Origin of the sequence: Megasphaera elsdenii DSM 20460 (assembly GCF_003010495.1) — a bacterium.
GTDB classification, from domain to species: Bacteria; Bacillota; Negativicutes; order Veillonellales; family Megasphaeraceae; genus Megasphaera; species Megasphaera elsdenii.
This window is the reverse complement of sequence record NZ_CP027570.1, coordinates 1,009,635-1,031,155: the sequence shown is the minus strand read 5'-3', so window position 1 is coordinate 1,031,155 and position 21,521 is coordinate 1,009,635. Positions and strand designations below refer to the sequence as shown.

General features: G+C 52.6%; 19 protein-coding genes and 1 other annotated feature. Of the genes, 3 read left to right on the top strand and 16 right to left on the bottom strand.

From position 1 onward, the window contains the following. The 11 genes from C6362_RS04790 to C6362_RS04740 all read right to left on the bottom strand — a co-directional run bounded on the left by C6362_RS04790 (position 1) and on the right by C6362_RS04740 (position 11,665). A complete protein-coding gene (locus C6362_RS04790; protein WP_230579070.1) occupies positions 1-735 on the bottom strand; it encodes a LytR/AlgR family response regulator transcription factor in 735 nt (244 codons plus the stop codon). A 368-nt stretch (positions 736-1,103) separates the two neighbouring features. Continuing rightward, positions 1,104-2,384: a DUF445 domain-containing protein gene (locus C6362_RS04785; RefSeq protein WP_014015618.1), complete on the bottom strand. Its 1,281-nt coding sequence runs from the start codon at positions 2,382-2,384 to the stop codon at positions 1,104-1,106. After that, positions 2,381-3,655 (bottom strand): DUF445 domain-containing protein, encoded by a 1,275-nt coding sequence (locus tag C6362_RS04780; protein ID WP_014015617.1) that lies wholly within the window; start codon positions 3,653-3,655, stop codon positions 2,381-2,383. Before C6362_RS04780 ends, C6362_RS04785 begins: the two co-directional genes overlap by 4 nt. A gap of 9 nt (positions 3,656-3,664) precedes the next feature. After that, entirely contained in the window at positions 3,665-4,363 is a 699-nt protein-coding gene (locus C6362_RS04775; RefSeq protein WP_014015616.1) for an MBL fold metallo-hydrolase, read from the bottom strand. A 210-nt stretch (positions 4,364-4,573) separates the two neighbouring features. Next, a complete protein-coding gene (locus tag C6362_RS04770) occupies positions 4,574-4,858 on the bottom strand; it encodes a ferredoxin family protein (protein WP_014015615.1) in 285 nt (94 codons plus the stop codon). 1 nt (position 4,859) lies between these two features. Next, complete coding sequence (locus C6362_RS04765; protein ID WP_014015614.1) at positions 4,860-6,155, bottom strand: FAD-dependent oxidoreductase; 1,296 nt, start codon at positions 6,153-6,155, stop codon at positions 4,860-4,862. A gap of 89 nt (positions 6,156-6,244) precedes the next feature. Next, positions 6,245-6,964: a ubiquinone/menaquinone biosynthesis methyltransferase gene (locus C6362_RS04760; RefSeq protein WP_232501484.1), complete on the bottom strand. Its 720-nt coding sequence runs from the start codon at positions 6,962-6,964 to the stop codon at positions 6,245-6,247. Beyond that, on the bottom strand, positions 6,948-7,880 hold the full coding sequence (locus tag C6362_RS04755) for a prenyltransferase (protein ID WP_014015612.1): 933 nt from the start codon (positions 7,878-7,880) through the stop codon (positions 6,948-6,950). The genes C6362_RS04760 and C6362_RS04755 overlap by 17 nt, the downstream gene beginning before the upstream one ends. Further along, positions 7,881-8,906 carry a polyprenyl synthetase family protein gene (locus C6362_RS04750; RefSeq protein WP_255411310.1) on the bottom strand — a complete coding sequence of 342 codons (1,026 nt, stop codon included), beginning with the start codon at positions 8,904-8,906 and terminating at the stop codon, positions 7,881-7,883. Positions 8,907-8,941: 35 nt separating this feature from the next. Continuing rightward, positions 8,942-11,104 (bottom strand): L-lactate dehydrogenase (quinone) large subunit LdhH, encoded by a 2,163-nt coding sequence (gene ldhH / locus C6362_RS04745; protein ID WP_014015610.1) that lies wholly within the window; start codon positions 11,102-11,104, stop codon positions 8,942-8,944. Between the two features lie 15 nt (positions 11,105-11,119). Beyond that, the gene (locus C6362_RS04740) at positions 11,120-11,665 is read right to left on the bottom strand and encodes a LutC/YkgG family protein (RefSeq protein WP_014015609.1); all 546 of its coding nucleotides are present in this window, start codon (positions 11,663-11,665) and stop codon (positions 11,120-11,122) included. A 617-nt stretch (positions 11,666-12,282) separates the two neighbouring features. Next, positions 12,283-12,497, top strand: a binding site (T-box leader). 54 nt (positions 12,498-12,551) lie between these two features. On the opposite strand from C6362_RS04740, the gene cysE reads away from it, so the two are divergent. Further along, positions 12,552-13,250 carry a serine O-acetyltransferase gene (cysE, locus tag C6362_RS04735; RefSeq protein WP_014015608.1) on the top strand — a complete coding sequence of 233 codons (699 nt, stop codon included), beginning with the start codon at positions 12,552-12,554 and terminating at the stop codon, positions 13,248-13,250. 144 nt (positions 13,251-13,394) lie between these two features. Next, positions 13,395-14,339, top strand: coding sequence for a cysteine synthase A (gene cysK / locus C6362_RS04730; RefSeq protein WP_014015607.1), 945 nt, complete (start codon positions 13,395-13,397; stop codon positions 14,337-14,339). Between the two features lie 283 nt (positions 14,340-14,622). On the opposite strand, the gene C6362_RS04725 is transcribed toward cysK, so the two are convergent. The 5 genes from C6362_RS04725 to glpK form a co-directional block, all read right to left on the bottom strand. After that, positions 14,623-14,994, bottom strand: a complete 372-nt coding sequence (locus C6362_RS04725; protein ID WP_014015606.1) for a DUF1667 domain-containing protein — start codon at positions 14,992-14,994, stop codon at positions 14,623-14,625. Between the two features lies 1 nt (position 14,995). Next, positions 14,996-16,264: an NAD(P)/FAD-dependent oxidoreductase gene (locus tag C6362_RS04720; protein WP_014015605.1), complete on the bottom strand. Its 1,269-nt coding sequence runs from the start codon at positions 16,262-16,264 to the stop codon at positions 14,996-14,998. Continuing rightward, complete coding sequence (locus C6362_RS04715) at positions 16,264-17,724, bottom strand: NAD(P)/FAD-dependent oxidoreductase (protein ID WP_014015604.1); 1,461 nt, start codon at positions 17,722-17,724, stop codon at positions 16,264-16,266. Before C6362_RS04715 ends, C6362_RS04720 begins: the two co-directional genes overlap by 1 nt. A 266-nt stretch (positions 17,725-17,990) precedes the next feature. After that, positions 17,991-18,722, bottom strand: coding sequence for an MIP/aquaporin family protein (locus C6362_RS04710; protein ID WP_014015603.1), 732 nt, complete (start codon positions 18,720-18,722; stop codon positions 17,991-17,993). A gap of 18 nt (positions 18,723-18,740) precedes the next feature. Further along, entirely contained in the window at positions 18,741-20,246 is a 1,506-nt protein-coding gene (gene glpK / locus C6362_RS04705; RefSeq protein WP_014015602.1) for a glycerol kinase GlpK, read from the bottom strand. A 329-nt stretch (positions 20,247-20,575) separates the two neighbouring features. Between glpK and C6362_RS04700 the strand changes: the two genes are divergently transcribed. After that, positions 20,576-21,517, top strand: coding sequence for a sugar-binding transcriptional regulator (locus C6362_RS04700; RefSeq protein WP_014015601.1), 942 nt, complete (start codon positions 20,576-20,578; stop codon positions 21,515-21,517). Positions 21,518-21,521 lie beyond the last annotated feature (4 nt).

Sequence of the window (21,521 nt, the reverse complement as noted above, 5' to 3'; positions counted from 1 at the left end):
TCAGGCATCCTGCCCGAAGATAAATTTAAGATACGATTCTTGGAACTGGCGGTATTTCCGCTTGGCTAAGGGAATCTTATGCCCCTGGATCTCGATATATTCGCTCTTGATGAGGCGAATCGCCGACTGATTGACGACGTAGCCTTTCCCGGGCGATACGAACTGGCCCGGTGCCATGGATTCCAGCATATCCAGGATGGCGGCCAAGGGCTGCCGCGTTTCCAGGACGGAATGGTCCGCCGTATAGACTTTCTGGATATGGCCTTCGCTTTCGATATAGAGGATGGCATTGATTTCTTCCACTTGGATGCCGCCGCCGACGAGGCGGAACACCATCTTGCCGCTGTGGCGCTGGCGGAGGCTGTCCATGACCCGGTCCATGGCTTGCGCAAAGGCCTCCTGTGTAAAGGGCTTGACCAGGTAGTGGGCAGCCCGGACGGCAAAGGCTTCGACAGCAAATTCTTCGCTCGTCGATAAAAAGACGATTTCTGCGCGGCTCTTTTGCTTCCGCATCTCTGCAGCAATATCCGTCCCCAACAAGCCGGGCATACAGATATCCAGCAGAACAATGTCGAAATTCCCCTTTTTTTCAAAAGCATCGACGAAATCCATGGCGTTCTCATAAGTAAAAACCTCTATCGGTTCTCGTTTATCCTGGAAATACAGCTGAACTGCCTTCCGGATAAGTTCCAATTGTTCCCGTAAATCATCACAAATCGCAATTCGTACCATCATGACGCCTCCTTTCAATAAACGAGTGTTCTACAAGTCTATTATATCATCACATTTGCCTCAAGCCGTCCGATATGTCACGAAACAGCGCATTTTTGACGTGTAATGGCGTCCGCCAGCATATGCATGAATCCCGTTATCACCGATTGGCGTGAACGGGCTCGCCACGTGCGATCCCCTTTTGTGGTTCGTTTGGCGTGGTTCGTTTGCCGAAAACTCTCACAGCTGCAAGAAAAATGATATTTTCATACAGCAGATTATTAAAAAATTTAAACCTTCACGGCAAACAAATCACGAACCACGGCAAACCACGTGAAAAAAGGGATTGTGCATGACGGCAAAAGCCTTCGTGCGACAATCCCTTCCCCACACTACAGCACGATGCCCCGCAGGAGCGGCACGATCGTGAACTGATATAATTTCAAAAAGCCGAAGACGCAGATCCCGATGGAAGCCCCGACGATGGCACCGTTGATACGGATCCAGGCCAGGTCTTCACCGACCTTGCTTTCCAGGAACTGATTGAACCGTTTCTTGTCGAAACTGGACAGGACGTCGCGGACGGCGACGGCGATAAGGGAATGTTCATGTTCCAGGATGACGTTGCAGGCACGGCGTATCTGTTCATCGAGCCAATCCTTGATTTCCGGGTAGGACCGGCAGTATTCCAGGTAATGGATGAACTGTTCTTCCAGCAAGTCCTTCAGCTCTTCCTTGCCCTGGTCGCCTTTGGTGAAATAATCCTTGGCCGAATTTTGCGTCGCCGTCAGCCACTGCTCGATAGGCAGGGAGTCGACGAACTGGTCCTGCCAGTTCTGGACGCCAAAGACCAGCTGACCGTTCATGGAGTAGAGGAAGAGTTCCAACTTGCGGCACAGCCATTCGCGCTGTTCCCCTTCAGCCTGTTCCCACTGGTCGAGCCATTCGACGATGCCCAGCTTGATATCGCGGGCAATTTTGTGGGTGTCGACGATGCCCAGGACCTTGGTCAGGGTGAGGCTGGACATGGACGAATGTTGTGATTCTTCACGCCACTGGATGATAAGCTTTTCCAAAAGGCTGTCGAAGTCGTCACTGTTGACCAGTTCCCGCACGAGGCCGATGGCATCGTTGAACATGTGGCTGTTCGGATCTTCCAGGAGGGAAATGAGGCGGTCCTGGAAAAAGCTGACCAGAGGCTGCTGTTTCAAGTACTTGCGGATATGCGAGGCAATGGACGCCTGTGTGCCGCCCTTCTGGGCATAGCGGTAAGCCCGCTGCGCCACTTCATAGAGGACACTGCGGAACTTTTCCCGGCCGTTCGGGCCGCGCAGCCAGCCGACGAGCTTGTCGATGAAAGAAATCTGATAGAGCTTATCCTGCCACATATTGGGCTGGAGCAGTTTTTCCGAAATGATTTTCGTCATGCTGTCGATGATTTCATCGCGGTGACGATAGAGCAGTTCCGTATGATACGGGAAACCCAGTGGTTTTTCAAAGAGTGCTGTAACGGCGAACCAGTCGGCGATACTGCCGATGAGGGCCGATTGGATGACGAAGAACAGCAATTCTTCCCAAACCGAGACATCATGTGTATACCACCAGAGGAAAATGGCGATGAAGCAGACGAAGGACAGGCCTAAAATCGTATTGGCACGCTGTCTGTATGTCATAAGATAGCCCCTCCCTTCACGGCGTACATGACCAGGTAAATGACGGCGCCCAGGATGGCCCCGACGAGCGAACCGTTGACGCGGATCATCTGCAGGTCATACCAGACGCTGTTTTCCAGCTGTTCCGCTAAATAATTGCCATCGTATTTCAGGATTTCCTGTTCTGCCGTCTTGCCGAACCAGACCTGGAGGCGTTTCAATTCACGGGCTGCAAAGGCCAGGGCCTGACGGTTCATCTGTTCTACCTGATCCGGGCTTTCACGCCACGATTCCAGCTTGTTGATGACGTAATTGGCAGCCACCTTGCAGACCCGCTTCTGACGGTCCGGGTCCTGGACGTAGCGCTGCCAGGCTTCCTTGGTGTCAGGCCGCGTGACCAGGCTGTTGTACATGCGGTTCTTATAGCTGTCGATGCGCTGGCGCCATTCTTCGTTAAATTCGATTTTATCCGTCTGTTTCCATAAATAGCGCAACGCCTGCTGGCGCTGGAGGGAATTTTCTTCCTTGGCTTCTGCCAAAAGGCCCAGGCATTTATCCTGCAAGAGGCCGGCGACGTGGTCCGGCTGGAAGACTTCCATCTTCAAGGCCGCTTTGATGGCCCAGCCGAGGAGGATATTGTGTTTGGCGTACTGGCGCAGGGATGCTTCGTAGATTTCACCGACATAGCGCTTCATCGTTTCGCTGCGCACGAGTTCTTCCAGGTTGAGGATCATGAAATCGAGGAAATCCTTCCCCGATTCGCCGCGCAGGCCGATTTTGATGGCCTTGCTCATGATCGGCGCCAAGTCGACTTTCTCGATGGCCTGGCCGCCGATGCCGGCAAAGGCCTTGACGACGGTCTTCATGTCGATCGTATACAAGAACGTATTGAGTATCTGACCGAAGACGCGTTCTGCCGACTGGAACCCTTTTTCCGTATGGAGATAGTCCAGCGTCGCTCCCAGGATGGGATGATGCTTGAGGACATTGTACATATTGGAAACGGTCAGGATTTCATATTCGATCATATGCCGGGCCATTTCAGCAATGCGTTCCTTACTGTTCGGGATGAGGGCCGTCTTAAAGGAGATGCCCAGCGGACGGCGGAACAAGGCCGTTACGGCATACCAGTCTGCCAGGCCGCCGATGAGGGCTGCCCCGGCCAGATGGGTCAGCAGCCCGCCGACAAAAAAGTCTTGGAAGGGGTAGGCCAGAAGCAGGATGACTGCCGCCGTAATCAGGATATAATTGGCAATCTGGCTGCGTCTGCCCCCATTTATATTACTCGCCATAACTCCTCCTTACTGCCCATCGATGATGACATCGTCGCCATCATGCTGGGGAATCCACAAGGGTACGTCGGGATAGGCCTGTTTGAAGGCAGATGACGGTGTCCAGGGCGTCCCGAAATAATGCATGGGAATGAGGCATTTTGTGACGGAAACGTCTTTGAGGAAACCCGTGACGCCCCATTCACGGGCGCCTTCCAGGCGGGCGTCGACAGGGAAAAAGACGATGTCGAAAGTCTGCCCGGCAAGGTGCTTCATTTCGCGGTCGAAGTTTCCCTTGGCTTCGGCATTGTTTTCATCCGTATCGCCGAGCCAGTGCCACCAGTTCAAGTCGCCGGCATGGAAAATCTTCAAGCCGTCCGTTTCCACCAGGAAAGACCCGCCTTCATCGGTCGACCCGTACTGAGTCACTGTCGTATCGCCCAATTCCAGCGTGTCATACAGCTTCATGGCATGGAACTTGTCGGCAGGAATCTCCTTCAGATGCACATCTTCATTGACGATGTACTGGGCGCCGCCAAACTGGCCGATGCTGCTGTTGAAATGGTCTTCATGCCAATGGCTGACAAAGAACCACAACGGCTTCTTGCCGACGTGGCTGTAGGCCTTGACCGTCCCCGACGGATCCTTGTAATAATCAAAGACCAGCACTTTGGAATCGGTTTCAACGGCAAAGCCGCTGTGATTCAAAAAAGTAATCTGTACACTCATATAGTAACCCCCTTATCGGATGTTTAATGGCTATTGCATACTTTTTATTATACCATATATGCGTCATCCGTGTACATGCCGGGAAGGGCTCGTGGTTCGTGGCTAGAGGCGATGGCTTTAAATTTAAAAACATCCACATCAAACTTTCAACTTCCTACTCAAAAAGGAGCTGTCGCGATGCGACAGCTCCTTTTTACTTTCCCTATGCGATCAGCCCTGATGGAATTCTACGCCCATAGCGCCTTTCGGATGTTTCCAGCTCTTTACGCCTTTGCCGCCGGAAATGACGCGGCACGTACCACATTCGAGGCAGCCTTCGTGACTGAAGACCAGTTTGCCGTCATCATAGTGATACAGGTTGGCCGGACATGCCATGACTAAGCGTTTGATTTCTGCTTCGTCATGATAATCTTCGTTGATCAAGATATGGGATTCGTGTTCATCGGTCACGAACTTATCGAAACCCAGTTTATCGTCTACACTCATCTTTGCCATCTTACATCGCCTCCCAAGCTTTCTTACCTAAATCGAAGAGATTAGCCAAGCCGCCGTTGTTTGCCAAGACTGTCAGAGCAATCATCGGCAGAGCGACCGGTGCGCCGCCGTCTACTTTGTAGACCATGCCGGCAAATTCGTCGGCCATCTTCGGGAAATCGTTGAAGATGATATGATCTTCCAGGAGGCCCGGCAGGTTCTGATACTGTTTCATGAGCTTCATGATGAAGCTTTCTTCTAACAAGGTCTTGTAAATCGAGAGGCTTTCAGCCGAGAAGTCGTTGCGGTTCTTCGCTTTGATGACCGCTTCGCCAGCCAGACGGCCCGATTCGATAGCCAGGTCCATGCCGCGGACGGTGTAACCGAGGTTGACGACCATAGCAGCCGCATCACCGGCGACGAGGACGCCGTCACGGACGAGTTCCGGCATCATCTTGAGGCCGCCTTCGGTAACGAGGTGAGCCGAATATTCTTTCAGTTTCCCGCCTTTGAGGAAGGGAGCGATTGCCGGATGAGCTTTCATGCGTTCAACCATATCCGGTACACTGACATCGACGCGGCCGATATCGCTGATGGTCGTAACGATGCCCAGGGACAGGCTGTCTTTGTTGGTGTAAATGAAGCCGCCGCCGAGGTTGCCGCCCGTCGGGTCGCCAGCCATCATCCAGGCTGCGCCGTCATTGCCGGTCAGGCCGAAACGTTCGTTGATGACGTCTTCACCGAGTTCGATGACTTCTTTGACGCCGACAGCAACGTCTTTCTGTTCCAGTTCCTGTTTCATGCCGATCTGCTGTGCCAGCAGGGAGTTGACGCCATCGGCCAGGATGACGACATCAGCGTCAAATTCTTCGCCGCCTGTCATGACGCCGACGACTTTGCCGTCTTCGACAACGAGTTCATCGACGAGGAAGCCTTCCGTCAGCATAACGCCGGCTTCTTCAGCTTTATCAGCCAACCATTTATCGAATTTGGAACGCAGTACCGAATAGGACGGATATTTGAGGTTTTCCAGTTTATCCGAACCATACTGGAAGCTCAGTGCACCGCCTTCAGTCATGAGCGACAAGCGTTCCTGCGTAATCTTACGTTCAATCGGAGCTTCTGCTGCGAAATTCGGAATCAATTTTTCCAAGCTGTGTCCATAGAGACGGCCGCCGCTGGAGTTTTTGGAACCGCAGAACTTACCGCGCTCCACCATCATAACATCTAAACCAGCTCTGGCCATTGTCAAGGCTGCAGCAGAACCAGCTAAACCGCCGCCAACCACGATGGCATCAAATTTTTCTTCACTACTCATGTTCTTACCCTCCTTAACCATACGGTTTGCTATCTTAAATTTCCGTTCGTATCTATCGTAACGTCATTGTAAGTCTTTTCATATATCCTTCATTCGACCGCAGGCTTCTTCCCCTTGTGGAGCACGCAGGCCCCGAATAAGCGGCTTTTCATCTGCCTGTCAATCAATCCGGCTTGTCCAAACAAGTCCAGGAGCTCCTTCTTCCTGAGAAAATCCTGTGTCGACCGCCACAGCCAGGTGTATTCCTGCCGATGGCGGAAGCCACCGCCCAGGAGGGGCATGACATACCGGAAGTACACCGAATAAAAGGGCCGGATGACCAGAGAATCGGGGACAAAGGAGTCGAGACAATATACCCAGCCGCCGGGAACGACGACGCGGGCCATTTCCTGCAGGACGCGCAGGTAGTCCGAGGTGTTGCGAAGCCCGAAGGAGATACAGGCTGCCGAAAAGGTATTATCCTCAAAAGGCAGGTTCATGGCATCGCCTTCCTGCCAGACAACGTTCGCCAGCGGCGTGCCTTTTTTACGGGCTACGTCGAGCATAGCCGGGGAAAAGTCAAGGCCTGTGACCTTGAGATCCGGCCGATGCGCTGCCAGGGAAATAGCGATGTCCCCAGTGCCACTGCACACATCCAGGACACGGCTGCCTTTCGCTGCCTGCTCACAGACAGCTTCGATGAGGCAGTCCTTCCAACGACTTTCCATGCCAAGACTGATGCGGCCATTGGCGCTGTCATAGGTCTGGGAAATCTGCTGGAATACACGATATACCTTCTCCCGTTTTGAAAGCTCAGCCAAAGGTACCACCTCCGAAGAGGACCATCGCGAGTGCTAACAGATAGGCACCGTTGCCAAAGAGGTTGGCAGTGATGATGCCTTTCATCTGTTTCACCCGCCCCTGCGGTTCCAGAGGCGACTGAAGCAGATTGACAAAGGTATGTCGGGCAAACACGATAAAGAAAGCCGGGCTGATGAGGCCCCACCAACCGATATACCATACGGGCAGGAGGCAGATGAGTGCCATCCAGATCCATACGGCAGCCCGGTACAGGCGGACAGCCTTAGTCCTTCCCAAGAGTGCCGGTAAGGTCCGGCGCTTGGCCTGCCTGTCCTTTTCAATATCACTCGTATTATTGGTCATCATGATGAGACCGATACTGATGATGAAGGGCAGAGCCGCAGGCAAAACGGAAAAATCGAAGGTACTGCTTACGGCGGCGACAATTCCCATAGGGATGAGGCCGCCCATGACAAAGCCCGAAACGAACTCGCCAATCGGCAGATAGGATATCGGCAGGATACCACCGGAATAGGTCCATACGGCGATGGCTCCGATGACGCCGATGATCAGCGGCGCCGGTCCGGCTGTGACCAGTGCCGGCAAGGCCAGGAGACCGGCTGCAACTAAGTAGCCAAGTCCCAAAGCCAATGCCTGTCCAGGCTTGATGTTTTCATAAACCAGGACGGCGTCGCTCACCTCGACGTTGTCGTCGGCAGTGTCCGTGCCTTTTACAAAATCAAAATAATCATTCAGCGTATTGACGGCGGACTGCATGAAGACGCAGGCCCAAAAGAGGGTGATGGCCAGCGTCCCCGTAAGGGGGTAGCCCTTCAGAAGGCAATACAGTTCACCGAATACGGCGGGATATACAGAAGCCAGCCAGGTGTGCGGTGCAGCCAGGCGAACGGCCAGCTTAGGTGTCAAGCAATGTTGCTGTTCCATTCACACGGCCCCCAGCTTACGTACGATCTTGCCGAGCTGCAGGGAAATATCACTTGACGGCAGGGCTTCGAGGATGTCCTCAGCCCGTTTCTGGTAGGTGTGGATCTGGTTCCACGCGCCTTCCAGGCCGCCCAGGGCTGCGACGATTTCTTCCATGCGGCAGATATCCGCATGAGTCAGCGTCCCTTCGGCGCTCCGTTCCATATAGGGGTGGAGGAGCCGGCGGCCGCCGGGCTGTTCCCGTGCCAGGAGGACCGGCAGGGTATAGATTCCTTCGCGGAAATCCTGGTGGGCTTTCTTGCCAATCATCGAACTATCGGGTACGAAGTCGAGGAGGTCGTCGCGCATCTGGAACATATAGCCCAGACATTCGCCGAAGGACTCGAGCATCCGCGATACCCGTTCGTCACAACCGCTTTCCATGGCACCGATGCGGCAGCAGGCGCGGAACAAGGCGACGGTCTTGCCGTGGATGTTCTGCAGATATTGGTCAATAGTGACGTCCTCTTTATAGCGGCACATGGCCTGGCCGATTTCGCCGGCACACATTTCCTCTACAGCCTGGGCGATGACCATACCTGCCCGGTTCAATCCCTCGCGCATCAAGTAGAAGGTGATGCGGCTCATCAGGAAATCGCCGGCATAGACGGCTGCGTTCTTCCCGTACTTGCTCTGCACCGACGGCTTGCCGCGCCGGACCGGTGCATCGTCGACAATATCGTCATGGATCAGTGAGGCCAGATGGGTCATTTCCACTACGGCCGCCAGTTTATACAACCGCTCCCGCACATCGTCGCGGTCTGTTCCGAACGAGCCGGCCATCAGTACCAGGCGGGGACGGATCATCTTCCCCTGCGAAGAGGCTGCATCATCGAGGACGGCCCCCGTGGCCGTACCTCCAAAGGGATGCTTTGTATATAATTTTATATACTCTTTCACTCTGCGGACCTGGTCATCGCTGATACCGGCAAACAATTTGGGCATAAACTTCCGGGCGCTGGTTTCTAAGAGTGTCTGTTTTATCATCATGCTCTATTTACCTTTCCGGCCAACGTTATTGCCTATTTTTTTTCGCGTTTTTCAACGACGATCTGTGCTGTGTGTTTAACCTGAATATTGTTCAAGCCGCGAGCATCGAGGCCGCCACGGATCTGGAGCAAGCAGCCCGGGCAGTCGACAGCGACGACATCTGCGCCGGAAGCGACGATGTTGTTGATCTTTTCTTCGAGGATCGGAGCCGACATTTCAGGGAATTTAACGGAGTAAGAACCACCGAAGCCGCAGCATTTATCGCAATCGTGCATTTCGATGAGTTCGACGCCCTTGGTAGCTTTCAAGAGTTCACGCTGTTCCTTGGTGACGCCGAGGTAACGGTTCAAGTGGCAGGAATCGTGATAGGTGACCTTCATCGGTACGCCATCGCCGGTATCCGGCAAGCCGCCGAGCATGGAAACGAGTTTGCAGAAGTCGAAGGTCTTGCTGCGGAGTTCTTCCGCTTTCTTGAGCATTTCCGGATCGTCCTTGAAGAAGTCGACGTAATCGCGGAGGGCATGCGTACAAGTCGGGCAAGCCGATACGATGTAATCGTATTTTTCAGCTTCCATAGCATTCAAGTTCAATTCAGCAGCTTTCTTGGCGTTTTCAACATCGCCCATATAGGTAGCCGGAGCACCGCAGCAGGCCTGGCCAAGCGGCATTTCTACGATATAGCCAGCCATGTTGAGGGCTTTGACGACGTCCGTTGCGATGTCGACATAGACGAAGTCGAGGAGGCAGCCCGTGAAGATAGCGATCTTGCCCTTCGGGTTAGGAACGTCCTGTTTGATCGTCGGCAGGATGTCGCGGAACGGCTGCGGAGCAATGCTCGGCAGGCTGCGGCCTGCTGTCAGACCGGACAAGAACATCGGCAGATGACGGATCATCGGCTGACCTTTAGTAATCATGCCCTGAGCCACCGAAGCGATACGCAGCATGGAGTGGAAGAGGTGACGGTCAGCAACCGTATCGAGACAGAATTTATGGACCGGATTGAGGCCATCTTCCTGAGCGAATTTCGTACGTAATTTCAGGATCATGCCGGCAATATCGAGTTTGCCGCCGCAGACTGTGTTACACGTACCGCACTGGAGACAGATGTTCTGGATATCTTTACCGCGTTCACGGCTGTTGAGGAAGCTCGTGAGCAGCGTGCCGATACCGCCGGTATAAATGGAGCCGCCATAGACGTGGCCGCCGACGAGGCGGAAGGCCGGACATACATTCAAGCAGGCTGCGCAGCGGATGCAGCAGAAGATGTCTTTGTAATCTTCACTGGCCATGATCTTACGGCGTTCTGGCGTATCGAGGATGATCATGTGGAAGTTCTTGTCTTCCTTGGTATCGTTTTCCGGATCCGTAACGACTTTCGTAGCGCCCGTGTAGAAGGAGAGGTATGCCGTGATGTTCTGAGCTGTACCGTTACGAGGCAATACCTTGAAGATGTAGCGGATATCGCTCATCTTAGCGACGAATTTTTCAATACCAAAGATATATAAGTGCGTTTTCGGAAGGGTTGCGACCATACGGCCGTTGCCTTCATTCGTCATGGTAATGACTGTCCCCGTTTCAGCGACAGCGACGTTGGCACCGGAAACACCCATTTCAGCGCTGAGGAATTTCGGGCGCATGACGCGGCGGGACGTCTTGACTTCTTTCGTGATGACCGGTTCTTCCGGCTGTTTCGTATACGATTCAAAGAGGTCGGCAACGTCTTCTTTAGAATAATGGATAGCCGGCATAACCATGTGGGACGGCGTATCACCAGCGATGGAGTTGATGAATTCACCTAAGTCCGTTTCCTGAGCCGTAATGCCAGCTTTTTCATAGTTCTGGTTGAAGTGCATTTCTTCTGATGCCATGGATTTCGATTTAACGCAAAGTTTTACGTTGTTGTCTTTAGCCAGTTTCAAAGCATAGTCCATAGCTTCTTCCGGAGAATGGGCAACGAATACATGAGCCCCGTTGGCTTCCGCATTCTTGATGAATTCGGCCATGACTTCATCCAGATGGTCACGAGCATAAGATTTGACTTCATGGACTTTATCACGAAGTGCTTCAAAGTCATATCCTTTGTAAACTTTCGCACGGTTGCCAGGATAGGCCGTCGTAAACTTCTTTAACGCCTTCTGCAAAGGCGCGTTATCCATGGCGCGCTCGATTTCTTGCTTCAGTAATTCGTTAGACATGTGCTGTTCCCTCCCTTACTCATCTTCTACGACGATGACCGAATACTGACGCGGGCCATGAACCCCTACAGTACCGACGCATTCGATATCAGCTGTCCGGCTCGGGCCGGTGATGATACCAGCGAATTTCGGGAACGGCTTCGTTTCGGCCATGATGTCGATCATGTCATCGAAAGTATCGACGATCTTAGAAAGTTTGACGATGCCGACATAGACGTCCGATACCGTTTCAACGATACGACAGTCGATGTCGTCCTTCATCTGGACAATAGAGCCCAAGTTAGCGATGCCATAATCGGCTTCGGTAACGCCGCCTTTATCGTCCGGGGCATTCTTGCGGAAGTGATCCGTATCCACTTTGATGCCTGCGGCTTTCAATGCGTCTACAGCGCCGATTTCTTTCAGGAGCGGCGTTTCAACGAGGGCAACTTCATGTGTGTCCTTGTCCTGGAAAATTTTGGTGAGAGTTGCAGCAACGTCTGCTTTTTTAGCGATGTAACTTTCGCCGTTGACGCTGGTCAACCCTTTCTGGAATGTTTCATACAATTCTGTCTTTTCCATTTTCACACCTCTTTACTTATAAATTACAACTACAACGAATACTATGAAGTAAAGTATTTACCATAAGTATACCATTTCATGCGTAAAGTGCAATAAGTATAGAAAAATGAGTAATACAAAATGAGAAACCTTGAATATGTACCTATGCTTTTTAGTTATATATCCATTCATTACTAATATGGTATTCTTTTAGTACTCTATGCTTTTTATAGATAAAATTTTTATAAAAACGGCTTATTACCGCCATATACTTTATTCAACTACACTAAAGCATGTGTTTTTGTAATGATATTTTTAGATTTTTAAAATTACATTAAATCATATTAAACTCATTTTGCTTTATATTATACCATTGATTGGAGCGAATACAGTTCATGTCTACCAAACATGGATATTGTATGCAGACAAATTTAATCAAAAATGATGAGTCTTTATGTATCGACAACCAACAAAACTCCCACTGCTACAAACTACAAACTGCAAATGCCCTTATATAGATATATAAAGAAAGCGATTCTAACGGCCATTTTGAATAAGATACCAATTTTGTCATCTTTTTAGGATCTTTCTATTGACAAACGTCCTATGAAGGGGTATCATGTGTTCAACACGAAAACAAAAATGCAATGACCAAAACAAGTACACACAGGATAACGGCACAGAGAGTAAGGGCCATCGGCTGAAAGCCCCTATCGAAGTTGAATGTGATGGAATGCCTTTGGGAGCAGGATGATTGAACGCGAGTAGGTCATCCCGGTTGCCGCCGTTACGGGTATTGAGTGGCAGTCTAAGGACTGCAATCAGAGTGGAACCACGGACCACCGTCTCTGTATGACGGCAGGTCTTTTTTATTTACTTTTTTCACATCACAGGAGGGCGCTACGCCATGTTCAAATCACTTCGCAACGACATTCGCGTCATCAAGGACCGCGATCCAGCTGCTAAGAATACGCTGGAAGTCTTGCTTTGCTATTCCGGCCTTCATGCCATCTGGGCCCATCGCCTGGCCCACTTCTTCTACAAGCATCAGTGGTTTGTCACGGCCCGCATCATTTCCACCATTTCCCGCTTCTTCACGGGCATCGAGATCCATCCCGGCGCCCAGATTGGCGAAGGCCTGTTCATCGACCATGGCATGGGCATCGTCATCGGAGAAACGACGGTCATCGGCAACAACGTTTCCCTCTATCAGGGCGTGACCCTCGGCGGGACGGGTAAGGAAAAAGGCAAACGCCATCCGACCATCGGCGACTACGTCGTCGTCGCCTGCGGTGCCAAAGTCCTCGGTTCCTTTACCGTCGGCGAAGGCGCAAAAATCGGCGCCGGTTCCGTCGTCCTCAAAGAAGTGCCGCCGTACTCGACAGTCGTCGGCATCCCGGGCCGCGTCGTCGTCCAGCAGGGCAAACGCATCAAAGCCAGCCACAGCGAACGCGACGTCGACCTCAATCACAACCGCCTGCCCGATCCCATCGAAGACCAGATTATTGCCTTGCAGCATCAGGTAGCCATCCTGCAGCGCCGCGTGGAAATGATGGACCAGCAGCATGATGAACGCTGCATCGGCAAAATGAGGCCTTTGAAATAACCAAATTCGTTGTCACCCCTATACGGAAATGAAAAATCCAGTATAGGTGTACATAAAATCTATACCCAATTGGTATACCTTACTATATTTTCAATATATTTTGCATTCATCGGGGGATGAATCATAGGAAAAGGAGAGATTCTCATGAGCAAAATCTACACATCTATGTTACAGTTGATCGGCAACACACCGTTATTGAAACCGGAACGTTACAACAACGCCGCTGGCGTCGCTGCTAACCTCTTAGTCAAACTCGACGCTTTCAACCCGGCTGGCTCTGCCAAAGACCGTATCGCCAAAGCCATGATTGAAGACGCTGAAAAGAAAGGCATCCTCAAAGAAGGCTCGGTCATCATCGAACCGACCAGCGGCAACACCGGCATCGGCCTGGCTGCCGTCGCAGCTGCCAAAGGTTACCGCGCTATCTTCACCATGCCGGAAACCATGTCCATCGAACGCCGCAACCTCATCTCCGCTTATGGCGCTGAAATCGTCCTGACACCAGGCAAGACCGGCATGAAAGGCGCCGTCGACAAAGCCAACGAATTGGCTAAAGAAATCCCCGATTCCTTCATTCCCGGCCAGTTCACCAACCCGGTCAATCCGGAAATCCATCGCCTGACGACAGGCCCGGAAATCTACGAAGATACAGACGGCGCTGTCGACATCTTCTTAGCTGGTGTCGGCACAGGCGGTACCCTCTCCGGCGTCGGCCAGTACCTCAAAGAAAAGAAACCGTCTGTCCAGATCATCGCTATCGAACCGAAAGATTCGCCGCTCCTCTCCGAAGGCCATGCCGGCCCGCATAAACTCCAGGGCATCGGCGCCAACTTCGTACCGGAAACCTTGGACACCAAGATTTACGACGAAGTCTTCACGGTCACGACAGAACAGGCTTATGAAACGGCTCAGAAATTCACCGAATCCGAAGGCCTCCTCATCGGTATCTCCGGCGGGGCTGCCCTCTATGCCGCTTCGGAAGTCGCAAAACGTCCGGAAAACGCCGGCAAGACCATCGTAGCCTTCCTGCCGGATAACGGCGACCGTTACCTCACGACGCCGGGCTTCATCCAGCAGAAAACAAAATAAACAAACCATTTTCCAACCAATACCAAAAAAAGGACATGCCGCCATGCGACATGTCCTTTTTTAGCAGTTAGCAGTTAGCTGCGTAGGGGCCGTCCCAGAGGGCGGCCCACTGTGAGATTTTACCATAGCCCATTCGATATAGTGCTGATTATTTTAGCAACGAAGCGATAAATCAAGCAAATACTACTTCGTACTGCAAACATTATACTACAAACTCGAAAAGGAGGCTGCTATAAGGCAGCCTCCTTTTCGGTATATGTAAGAGGGAATATATTGGTACCTATTATTCTTTGCCCATATCGCGGCTGGCCACGATATCTACGCCGAGACCCAGGATATCTTTGACGATGACGTCGCCTGTATGGACCGGGGCTTTGACTTCGACGCTGCGCAATGCTTCGGCACAGTCGAGGATCTTGCCTTTCGGCAGGGTCGTCTTGGATACGACCGGCAGGAGCGGCAGTTCGCCGCCTTCGATGCGGACCGTCGAGGTCAGCATGCGCTGCGGGTCCGTCAGTTCCTGATGGGCATATTTTTCACCGCGCGGGCACGTATTGCCGGTAACGCTGGTAATTTTACCGTCTTCCAGGGTAACCGTAAGCAAGCAGCCCAGCGGGCAGTTGATGCAGTTCAGTTGTTTCGTTTCTACACTCATGTTATGCTTCCTCCTTTACGGAAACGGTCCAATCCGCATGATGGCCTTTGGCTTTTTCAGCCGGTACGTTGACGGCGATCATTTCACTCGGTTTGGCGACGGGGAGGACTTTCGTCAGCAGCGTATCGTCACCGCTCTTGACCGTAAGGCGGACTTTCTTCATCGGTTTGCGGACACGCATGAACAAACGGATTGTTTCGCCGTCTGCCGTAGCGCGGACATGCTGGGGAACGCAGGTGCGGACTTCGTCGATAGCTTCGACTTTTACGTCAGCTACGTCTTCCGGCAGCTGTTCCTGAGCCTTGAGGGCCGCATATTTGCCGGCGATTTCAGCTTCTTCCGATACGAAGTCTACCAGGTCATGGACATGGACGACGTTACCGGCTGCGAAGATGCCAGGGATACTCGTTTCACGATGCTGGTCGACGATAGGACCATTGGTGAGCGGATGCATAGCCAGCCCTAAGCCGCGGGACAATTCATTTTCCGGGATCAGGCCGACAGACAAGAGCAGCGTATCGCAGTCGATATCGAATTCCGTGCCCGGAATCGGTTTCATATGGTCGTCGACTTTGGCTGCCGTAATGCCATTGACCCGGTCTTTGCCATGGATGGCCGTAATGGTGTGGGACAGATATAAAGGAATATCATAGTCATACAGACATTGTACCATATTACGGGTCAAGCCGTTCGAGAAGGGGCAGATTTCCAGGACAGCCTGGACTTTGCAGCCTTCGAGGGTCATACGGCGGGCCATGATGAGGCCGATGTCGCCACTGCCGAGGATGACGATTTTCTTGCCCGGCAGATAGCCTTCCATGTTGACCATGCGCTGTGCTGCGCCGGCCGTGAAGACGCCAGCCGGACGGTAGCCGGGGATGCGGATGGCACCGCGCGTCCGTTCACGACAGCCCATGGTAAGGATGATCGTCTTGCCCTGGACTTTCATCAAGCCGTGTGCCGGGCTGACAGCCGTAACGGTCTTGTCGGGATTGACGCTGAGGACCATGGTATCGACGAGGATTTCGATTTCCGGTTTATCTTTGACCAAGTCATAGCAGCGCTGTGCATAGCCCGGGCCCGTCAGTTCTTCTTTGAAGTGATGGAGGCCGAAGCCGTTGTGGATGCACTGCTGGAGGATGCCGCCAGCTTCGCGGTCACGTTCGAGGACGAGGATTTTTTTAGCGCCATTCTGCCAAGCGCTGTAGGCAGCGGATAAGCCTGCCGGGCCGCCGCCAACGATGATAATATCATAAAGTTGTTCACCCATTATGCTTTACCTCCGCTTTCTTTATCATAGAACATATAAGAATTACGCATTTCTTTCCGTACTTCCGTAACGGGGATGTTCAATTCACGGGACAAGATCTGTGTGACACGAGGTCCGCAGAAGCCACCCTGGCAGCGGCCCATGCCGGCACGGGTGCGGCGTTTGACACCATCGACGGTGCGGGCGCCGACGGGACGATGGATAGCATCGACGATTTCGCCTTCCGTAATCGTTTCGCAGCGGCAGATGACGCGGCCATAGCGGGGATCCTTGGCGATGAGGGCTTTCTGATCTGCTTCAGCCATCATGCGGAAGCAGGGCTGAGCCGGACGGCCTTTCTTGTAATCGGTCTTGGCCGCAGCACCGGTTTCAGCGACGATGCCGTCGACGAGGTACTTGGCAATAGCCGGAGCTGAAGTCAGGCCCGGCGACTGGATGCCGGCAGCCTGGATGAGGCCTTTCGTCTTTTCCGACGGGCCGAGGATGAAGTCACCTGTGCTGGATACGGCGCGGACGCCGACAAATTCCGTAATCGTAGCGCCGACGGGGATGTTCGGAACCAGGCGGCGGGCTTTGTCCAGGATGTCGTCCATACCCGGAATGGTAACAGCCGTGTCGTCTTTTTCACTGTCCGGCATATCCTGGGCGTTCGGGCCGACGAAGACGTTGCCGTGAGTCGTCGCACAGACCAGGATACCTTTGCCCATTTTCGTCGGTGTCGGGAAAATCGGCGAGTAGACCAGATCTTTCTGAGCCGTCTTATCAAAGAGGATGTATTCACCACGGCGCGGATGGATCTGGAAGGAATCATCCCCGGCGAGGCGGCTGATTTCGTCGGCGTGGACACCGGCGGCATTGATGACGTATTTCGTTTCGATAGTGCCCTTATCCGTTTCGACAGCTTTGACAGCGCCATCTTCTACGGTGATACCCGTAACCTGACATTCACGGATGACTTCGGCACCGTTGATGACAGCGTTTTCCGCAAAGGCCAGGGCCAATCCGAAAGGCCAGCAGATACCGGCAGTTGGAGCCCAGAGTGCGCCTTTGATGTCTTTGCTGACATTCGGTTCTTCTTTGCGCATTTCATCGCCGCTGATGATTTTCAGTCCCGGAACGCCGTTGGCATTGCCCCGTTCGAGGAGTTCTTGGAGGACGGCCATCTGTTCATCATCGAGAGCGGCTACATACGAGCCAGACCAGCGGATGTCCAGATCCAATTCGTCTTTCAAATCATGATACATCGCATTGCCTGCGACGTTCATGCGGGCTTTCATACTGCCCGTAGGCGCATCGAAACCTGCGTGAAGGATGGCACTGTTGGCCTTTGTCGTGCCGGCAGCCAGTTCCGGTTCCTGTTCAACCAGGACTGCACGAAGATTGTACTTCGCCAATTCGTGCAAAATGGCTGTGCCGGTAATACCGCCGCCAATTACGACGACATCTGCTTGTTTTGTCATGTTCACAACCTCTTTCTCTGTAAATACCAAGTATCACTATCTTTGATGCCCTTATTATATAAGTTTGTGAAAATAATTGCAAGTCTATTTTTACATATTTTCACATTGTCAACTTATACAATTTTTTCATGGGAAAATATAGAAATATTACCTTTAATGAACGATGAAATTATGTTCAAAATAAATAAGCAAATTTGTAAATCGAGGTAAAGGAGAGGGCTTGCCGAAAAATGACAAGCCCTTTCCTAAAACCATATATAAATAGATTAGAAGACATTCAAAGCCATCGCCACGACGTAGGCAGCAAAGGCACCAGCCAGCGGAGCCAAGACAGGGATCCAGGCATAAGCCCAGTCCGAGCCGCCTTTGCCGGCAATCGGCAGGATAGCATGGGCAATACGGGGACCCAGGTCTCGAGCCGGGTTCATGGCGTACCCGGTAGGACCGCCAAGACTCATGCCCAGAGCCCAGATGAGGATACCGACGATGTACGGCCCAAGGCCAGCAGGCATTGCACCGACTTTATTGGAGAAGATCATCCAGATGACGAACATCAGGAAGAACGTCGCAATAAATTCGCAAAGGAAGTTGGCCGGATAGTTACGGATAGCCGGAGCCGTGCAGAAGATACCGAGTTTTGCCGATTTATCTTCCGTTTCAGCCCAGTGCGGCAGGTATGCCAGCCAGACAATAGCTGCGCCGAGGATACCGCCCAGGATCTGAGCGATGGACGTAGCGAAGAACTGAGGCACCGAATAAATCCCGATCAGGGTCTTGCCCAAGGTAACAGCCGGGTTCAGGTCGCCCTGCGGAGCGCCCAAGGTCGTTGCCGTGTAAACGCCGAGGGTTACGGCAAAACCCCAGGCTGCGGTGATGCAGATCCAGCCGCCATTCTGGCCTTTCGATTTGGTCAGCGTGTTGCAGGCGCAGACGCCGGCCCCAAAGACGATGAGGACCATCGTCCCGAGAAACTCTCCTAATAAGTTGTCAAACATCATGATGCTAGCACCTCTCTCTTAGTCTTCATCGCTGAGCCAGTGCATTGCATGCTTGACAGCTTTGCGCCAGCCTTTGTAGTAACCTGCTGCTTTTTCCGGTTCCATGGTCGGTTCAAAACGGTTCTGGAGTTTCCAGCTCGATACGAGTTCTTCTTTAGAATCCCAGACGCCGACAGCCAGACCAGCCAGATAAGCGGCACCGAGAGCCGTCGTTTCGATGACCTGAGGACGGTCGACAGGAACGCCGAGGATATCGGCCTGGAACTGCATGAGCATGTTGTTGGCAACGGCACCGCCGTCGACTTTGAGGGCAGCCAGTTTGATGCCCGAGTCCGCTTCCATGGCGCCGAGGACGTCTTTCGTCTGGTAAGCCATAGAATCGAGGGTAGCCCGGACGATGTGTGACTTCTTGGTGCCGCGGGTGATGCCGATGATCAAGCCGCGGGCATCCATATCCCAGTAGGGAGCGCCGAGGCCGACGAAAGCCGGTACGACATAGACGCCGTCCGAATCGGGAACGCGTTTAGCGACCCATTCCGAATCGGGAGCCGTATCGATGAGGCGCAGGCCGTCGCGGAGCCACTGGATGGCCGAACCGGCGACGAAGATGGAACCTTCCAGGGCATATTCGACTTTGCCGTCGAGGCCCCAGGCGATGGTCGTAACCAGGCCGTTCTTGGAAGGAATCGGTGTCGTGCCCGTATTCATGAGCATGAAGCAGCCTGTACCATAGGTATTCTTAGCCATACCCGGTTCATAGCAGGTCTGGCCGAAGAGGGCTGCCTGCTGGTCACCAGCGATACCGGCGATGTTGACCGGACCGCCGAGGATGGCCGGATCCGTGCAGCCATAGACTTCACTGGACGGGCGTACTTCCGGGAGCATGCATTTAGGAACGGTTAAATATTCAAGAAGCTGGTCGTCCCACTTCAGTTCTTTGATGTTGAACATAAGTGTACGCGACGCATTGGAGTAGTCTGTGATGTGGACCTGGCCGCCTGTCAGTTTCCAGACCAGCCAGCAGTCGATGGTCCCGAAGAGGAGGTCGCCTTTTTCAGCTTTTTCCCGGGCGCCTTCGACGTTGTCCAAGATCCATTTGACTTTCGTGCCCGAGAAATAAGCGTCGATGACCAAGCCCGTCTTGTCACGGAATTCATCGACCAGGCCGCGGGCCTTGAGGTCTTCGCAAATCGGGGCGGTCTGACGGGACTGCCAGACGATGGCGTTGTACACGGGGTCGCCCGTGTTCTTATCCCAGACGACTGTCGTTTCACGCTGGTTGGTGATGCCGATGGCCGAGATTTCACTGGCTGTCATATTGGCCTGTGCCAAGGCTTCGCGCATGACTTCGACCATGCTGTGGAAAATTTCATTGGCATCGTGTTCGACCCAGCCCGGTTTCGGGAAATACTGGGTGAATTCCTTCTGGCTGACGCTGACGATATGCGATTCATTATCGAAAATAATAGCACGATTACTCGTGGTGCCGGCGTCCAAGGCCATAACATACTGCTTCTCTTGCATAATAAAATTGCTCCTTTCGTCAATGACACTGATATTTTCTTTCGCTACCTGCATAGAGGATTTTCCGTAGGTTCATCATACATCAGACGGCACATTTTTTCAACAAAATATTAACATATTTTCACATTACGTATAGTCGTTGTGAAGGCTATAATTTTTATGCAAAATATAGTATACATAAAAAGTCATATTTGCAGATTGCTTTGCATTTTGCCTTGCATTTACCTGAACAAAAATGCGATAATGAAAAAGAATATATTTGTATTCGCTACTACTTTTTCGTCAGAGGATTATATAAATTTACCATTTTATCTTAAGGATGGATTTGTATGCAACATAATAAGAATAAACTAGCCATCAGCGCAGCCAAATTATATTATCAGTCAGGCTTTAGCCAAGCCGATATCGCCAAGGAATTGCAGCTGTCCCGACCGTCCGTTTCCCGGCTCTTGCAGTACGCCAAGGACATGGGTTTCGTGCGCATCGAAATCTTCGACCCCATCGAAGACCAGGGCCAGCTGGCCCAAAAAGTGGCCTCGGCCTACGGGCTGCGCCAGGTCTGCATCGCCAACGCACCCATCGAAGATGAAGAAGAAGTCAAGAAATATATCGGCCAGCGCGGCGCAGCCTATATCAATGAAATCATCCAGGACGGCGACATCATCGGCGTCGGCTGGGGCACAACCCTCCACAGCCTGTCCCATCAGCTCATCCCCCACCCCCTGAAGGGCGCCCAAATCGTCCAGCTCGAAGGGGGCATCACCCTTTCAACGAGCGAAACCTACGCCAATGAAATCCTGGAAAAATTCGCCAAGAACTACGAAACTATCGCCCAGTACCTGCCCCTGCCGGTCCTCTTCGACTCCAAAGAAGTCAAGGAAATGGTCTACCGCGACCGCCACATCAAGCGCGTCCTGGAACTGGGGCGCAATGCCAACATCGCCATCTTCAGCGTCGGTACAGTCCGCGACAACGCCCTATTCTTCCGCCTGGGCTATGCCGATACCCAAGAAAAAGCCTACCTCAAGAGCCACGCCGTCGGCGACATCTGCTCCCGCTTCTTCGACAAAGACGGCAACATCTCCAGCCAGGAATTGAATGACCGCACCGTCGGCATCGCCCTGGATGACCTGCGCAACAAAGAATACAGCATCCTCCTCTCCGGCGGCGAAGGCAAAATCGCCAGCATCCGCGCCGCCCTGAAAGGCGGCTACGCCAACGTCCTCATCACCGACCAGTTCACAGCCAAGCGCTTGCTGGAGGAGGTGTAAAAAA

Coding starts and splice junctions, on each gene's coding strand:
- C6362_RS04770 (WP_014015615.1), bottom strand. CDS start 4,858: ATGGCAAAGATGAGTGTAGACGATAAACTGGGTTTCGATAAGTTCGTG.
- C6362_RS04725 (WP_014015606.1), bottom strand. CDS start 14,994: ATGAGTGTAGAAACGAAACAACTGAACTGCATCAACTGCCCGCTGGGC.
- C6362_RS04790 (WP_230579070.1), bottom strand. CDS start 735: ATGATGGTACGAATTGCGATTTGTGATGATTTACGGGAACAATTGGAA.
- cysK (WP_014015607.1), top strand. CDS start 13,395: ATGAGCAAAATCTACACATCTATGTTACAGTTGATCGGCAACACACCG.
- C6362_RS04720 (WP_014015605.1), bottom strand. CDS start 16,264: ATGGGTGAACAACTTTATGATATTATCATCGTTGGCGGCGGCCCGGCA.
- C6362_RS04785 (WP_014015618.1), bottom strand. CDS start 2,384: ATGACATACAGACAGCGTGCCAATACGATTTTAGGCCTGTCCTTCGTC.
- C6362_RS04740 (WP_014015609.1), bottom strand. CDS start 11,665: ATGGAAAAGACAGAATTGTATGAAACATTCCAGAAAGGGTTGACCAGC.
- C6362_RS04700 (WP_014015601.1), top strand. CDS start 20,576: ATGCAACATAATAAGAATAAACTAGCCATCAGCGCAGCCAAATTATAT.
- C6362_RS04715 (WP_014015604.1), bottom strand. CDS start 17,724: ATGACAAAACAAGCAGATGTCGTCGTAATTGGCGGCGGTATTACCGGC.
- C6362_RS04780 (WP_014015617.1), bottom strand. CDS start 3,655: ATGGCGAGTAATATAAATGGGGGCAGACGCAGCCAGATTGCCAATTAT.
- cysE (WP_014015608.1), top strand. CDS start 12,552: ATGTTCAAATCACTTCGCAACGACATTCGCGTCATCAAGGACCGCGAT.
- C6362_RS04710 (WP_014015603.1), bottom strand. CDS start 18,722: ATGATGTTTGACAACTTATTAGGAGAGTTTCTCGGGACGATGGTCCTC.
- C6362_RS04765 (WP_014015614.1), bottom strand. CDS start 6,155: ATGAGTAGTGAAGAAAAATTTGATGCCATCGTGGTTGGCGGCGGTTTA.
- C6362_RS04775 (WP_014015616.1), bottom strand. CDS start 4,363: ATGAGTGTACAGATTACTTTTTTGAATCACAGCGGCTTTGCCGTTGAA.
- C6362_RS04750 (WP_255411310.1), bottom strand. CDS start 8,906: ATGATAAAACAGACACTCTTAGAAACCAGCGCCCGGAAGTTTATGCCC.
- C6362_RS04755 (WP_014015612.1), bottom strand. CDS start 7,880: ATGGAACAGCAACATTGCTTGACACCTAAGCTGGCCGTTCGCCTGGCT.
- ldhH (WP_014015610.1), bottom strand. CDS start 11,104: ATGTCTAACGAATTACTGAAGCAAGAAATCGAGCGCGCCATGGATAAC.
- glpK (WP_014015602.1), bottom strand. CDS start 20,246: ATGCAAGAGAAGCAGTATGTTATGGCCTTGGACGCCGGCACCACGAGT.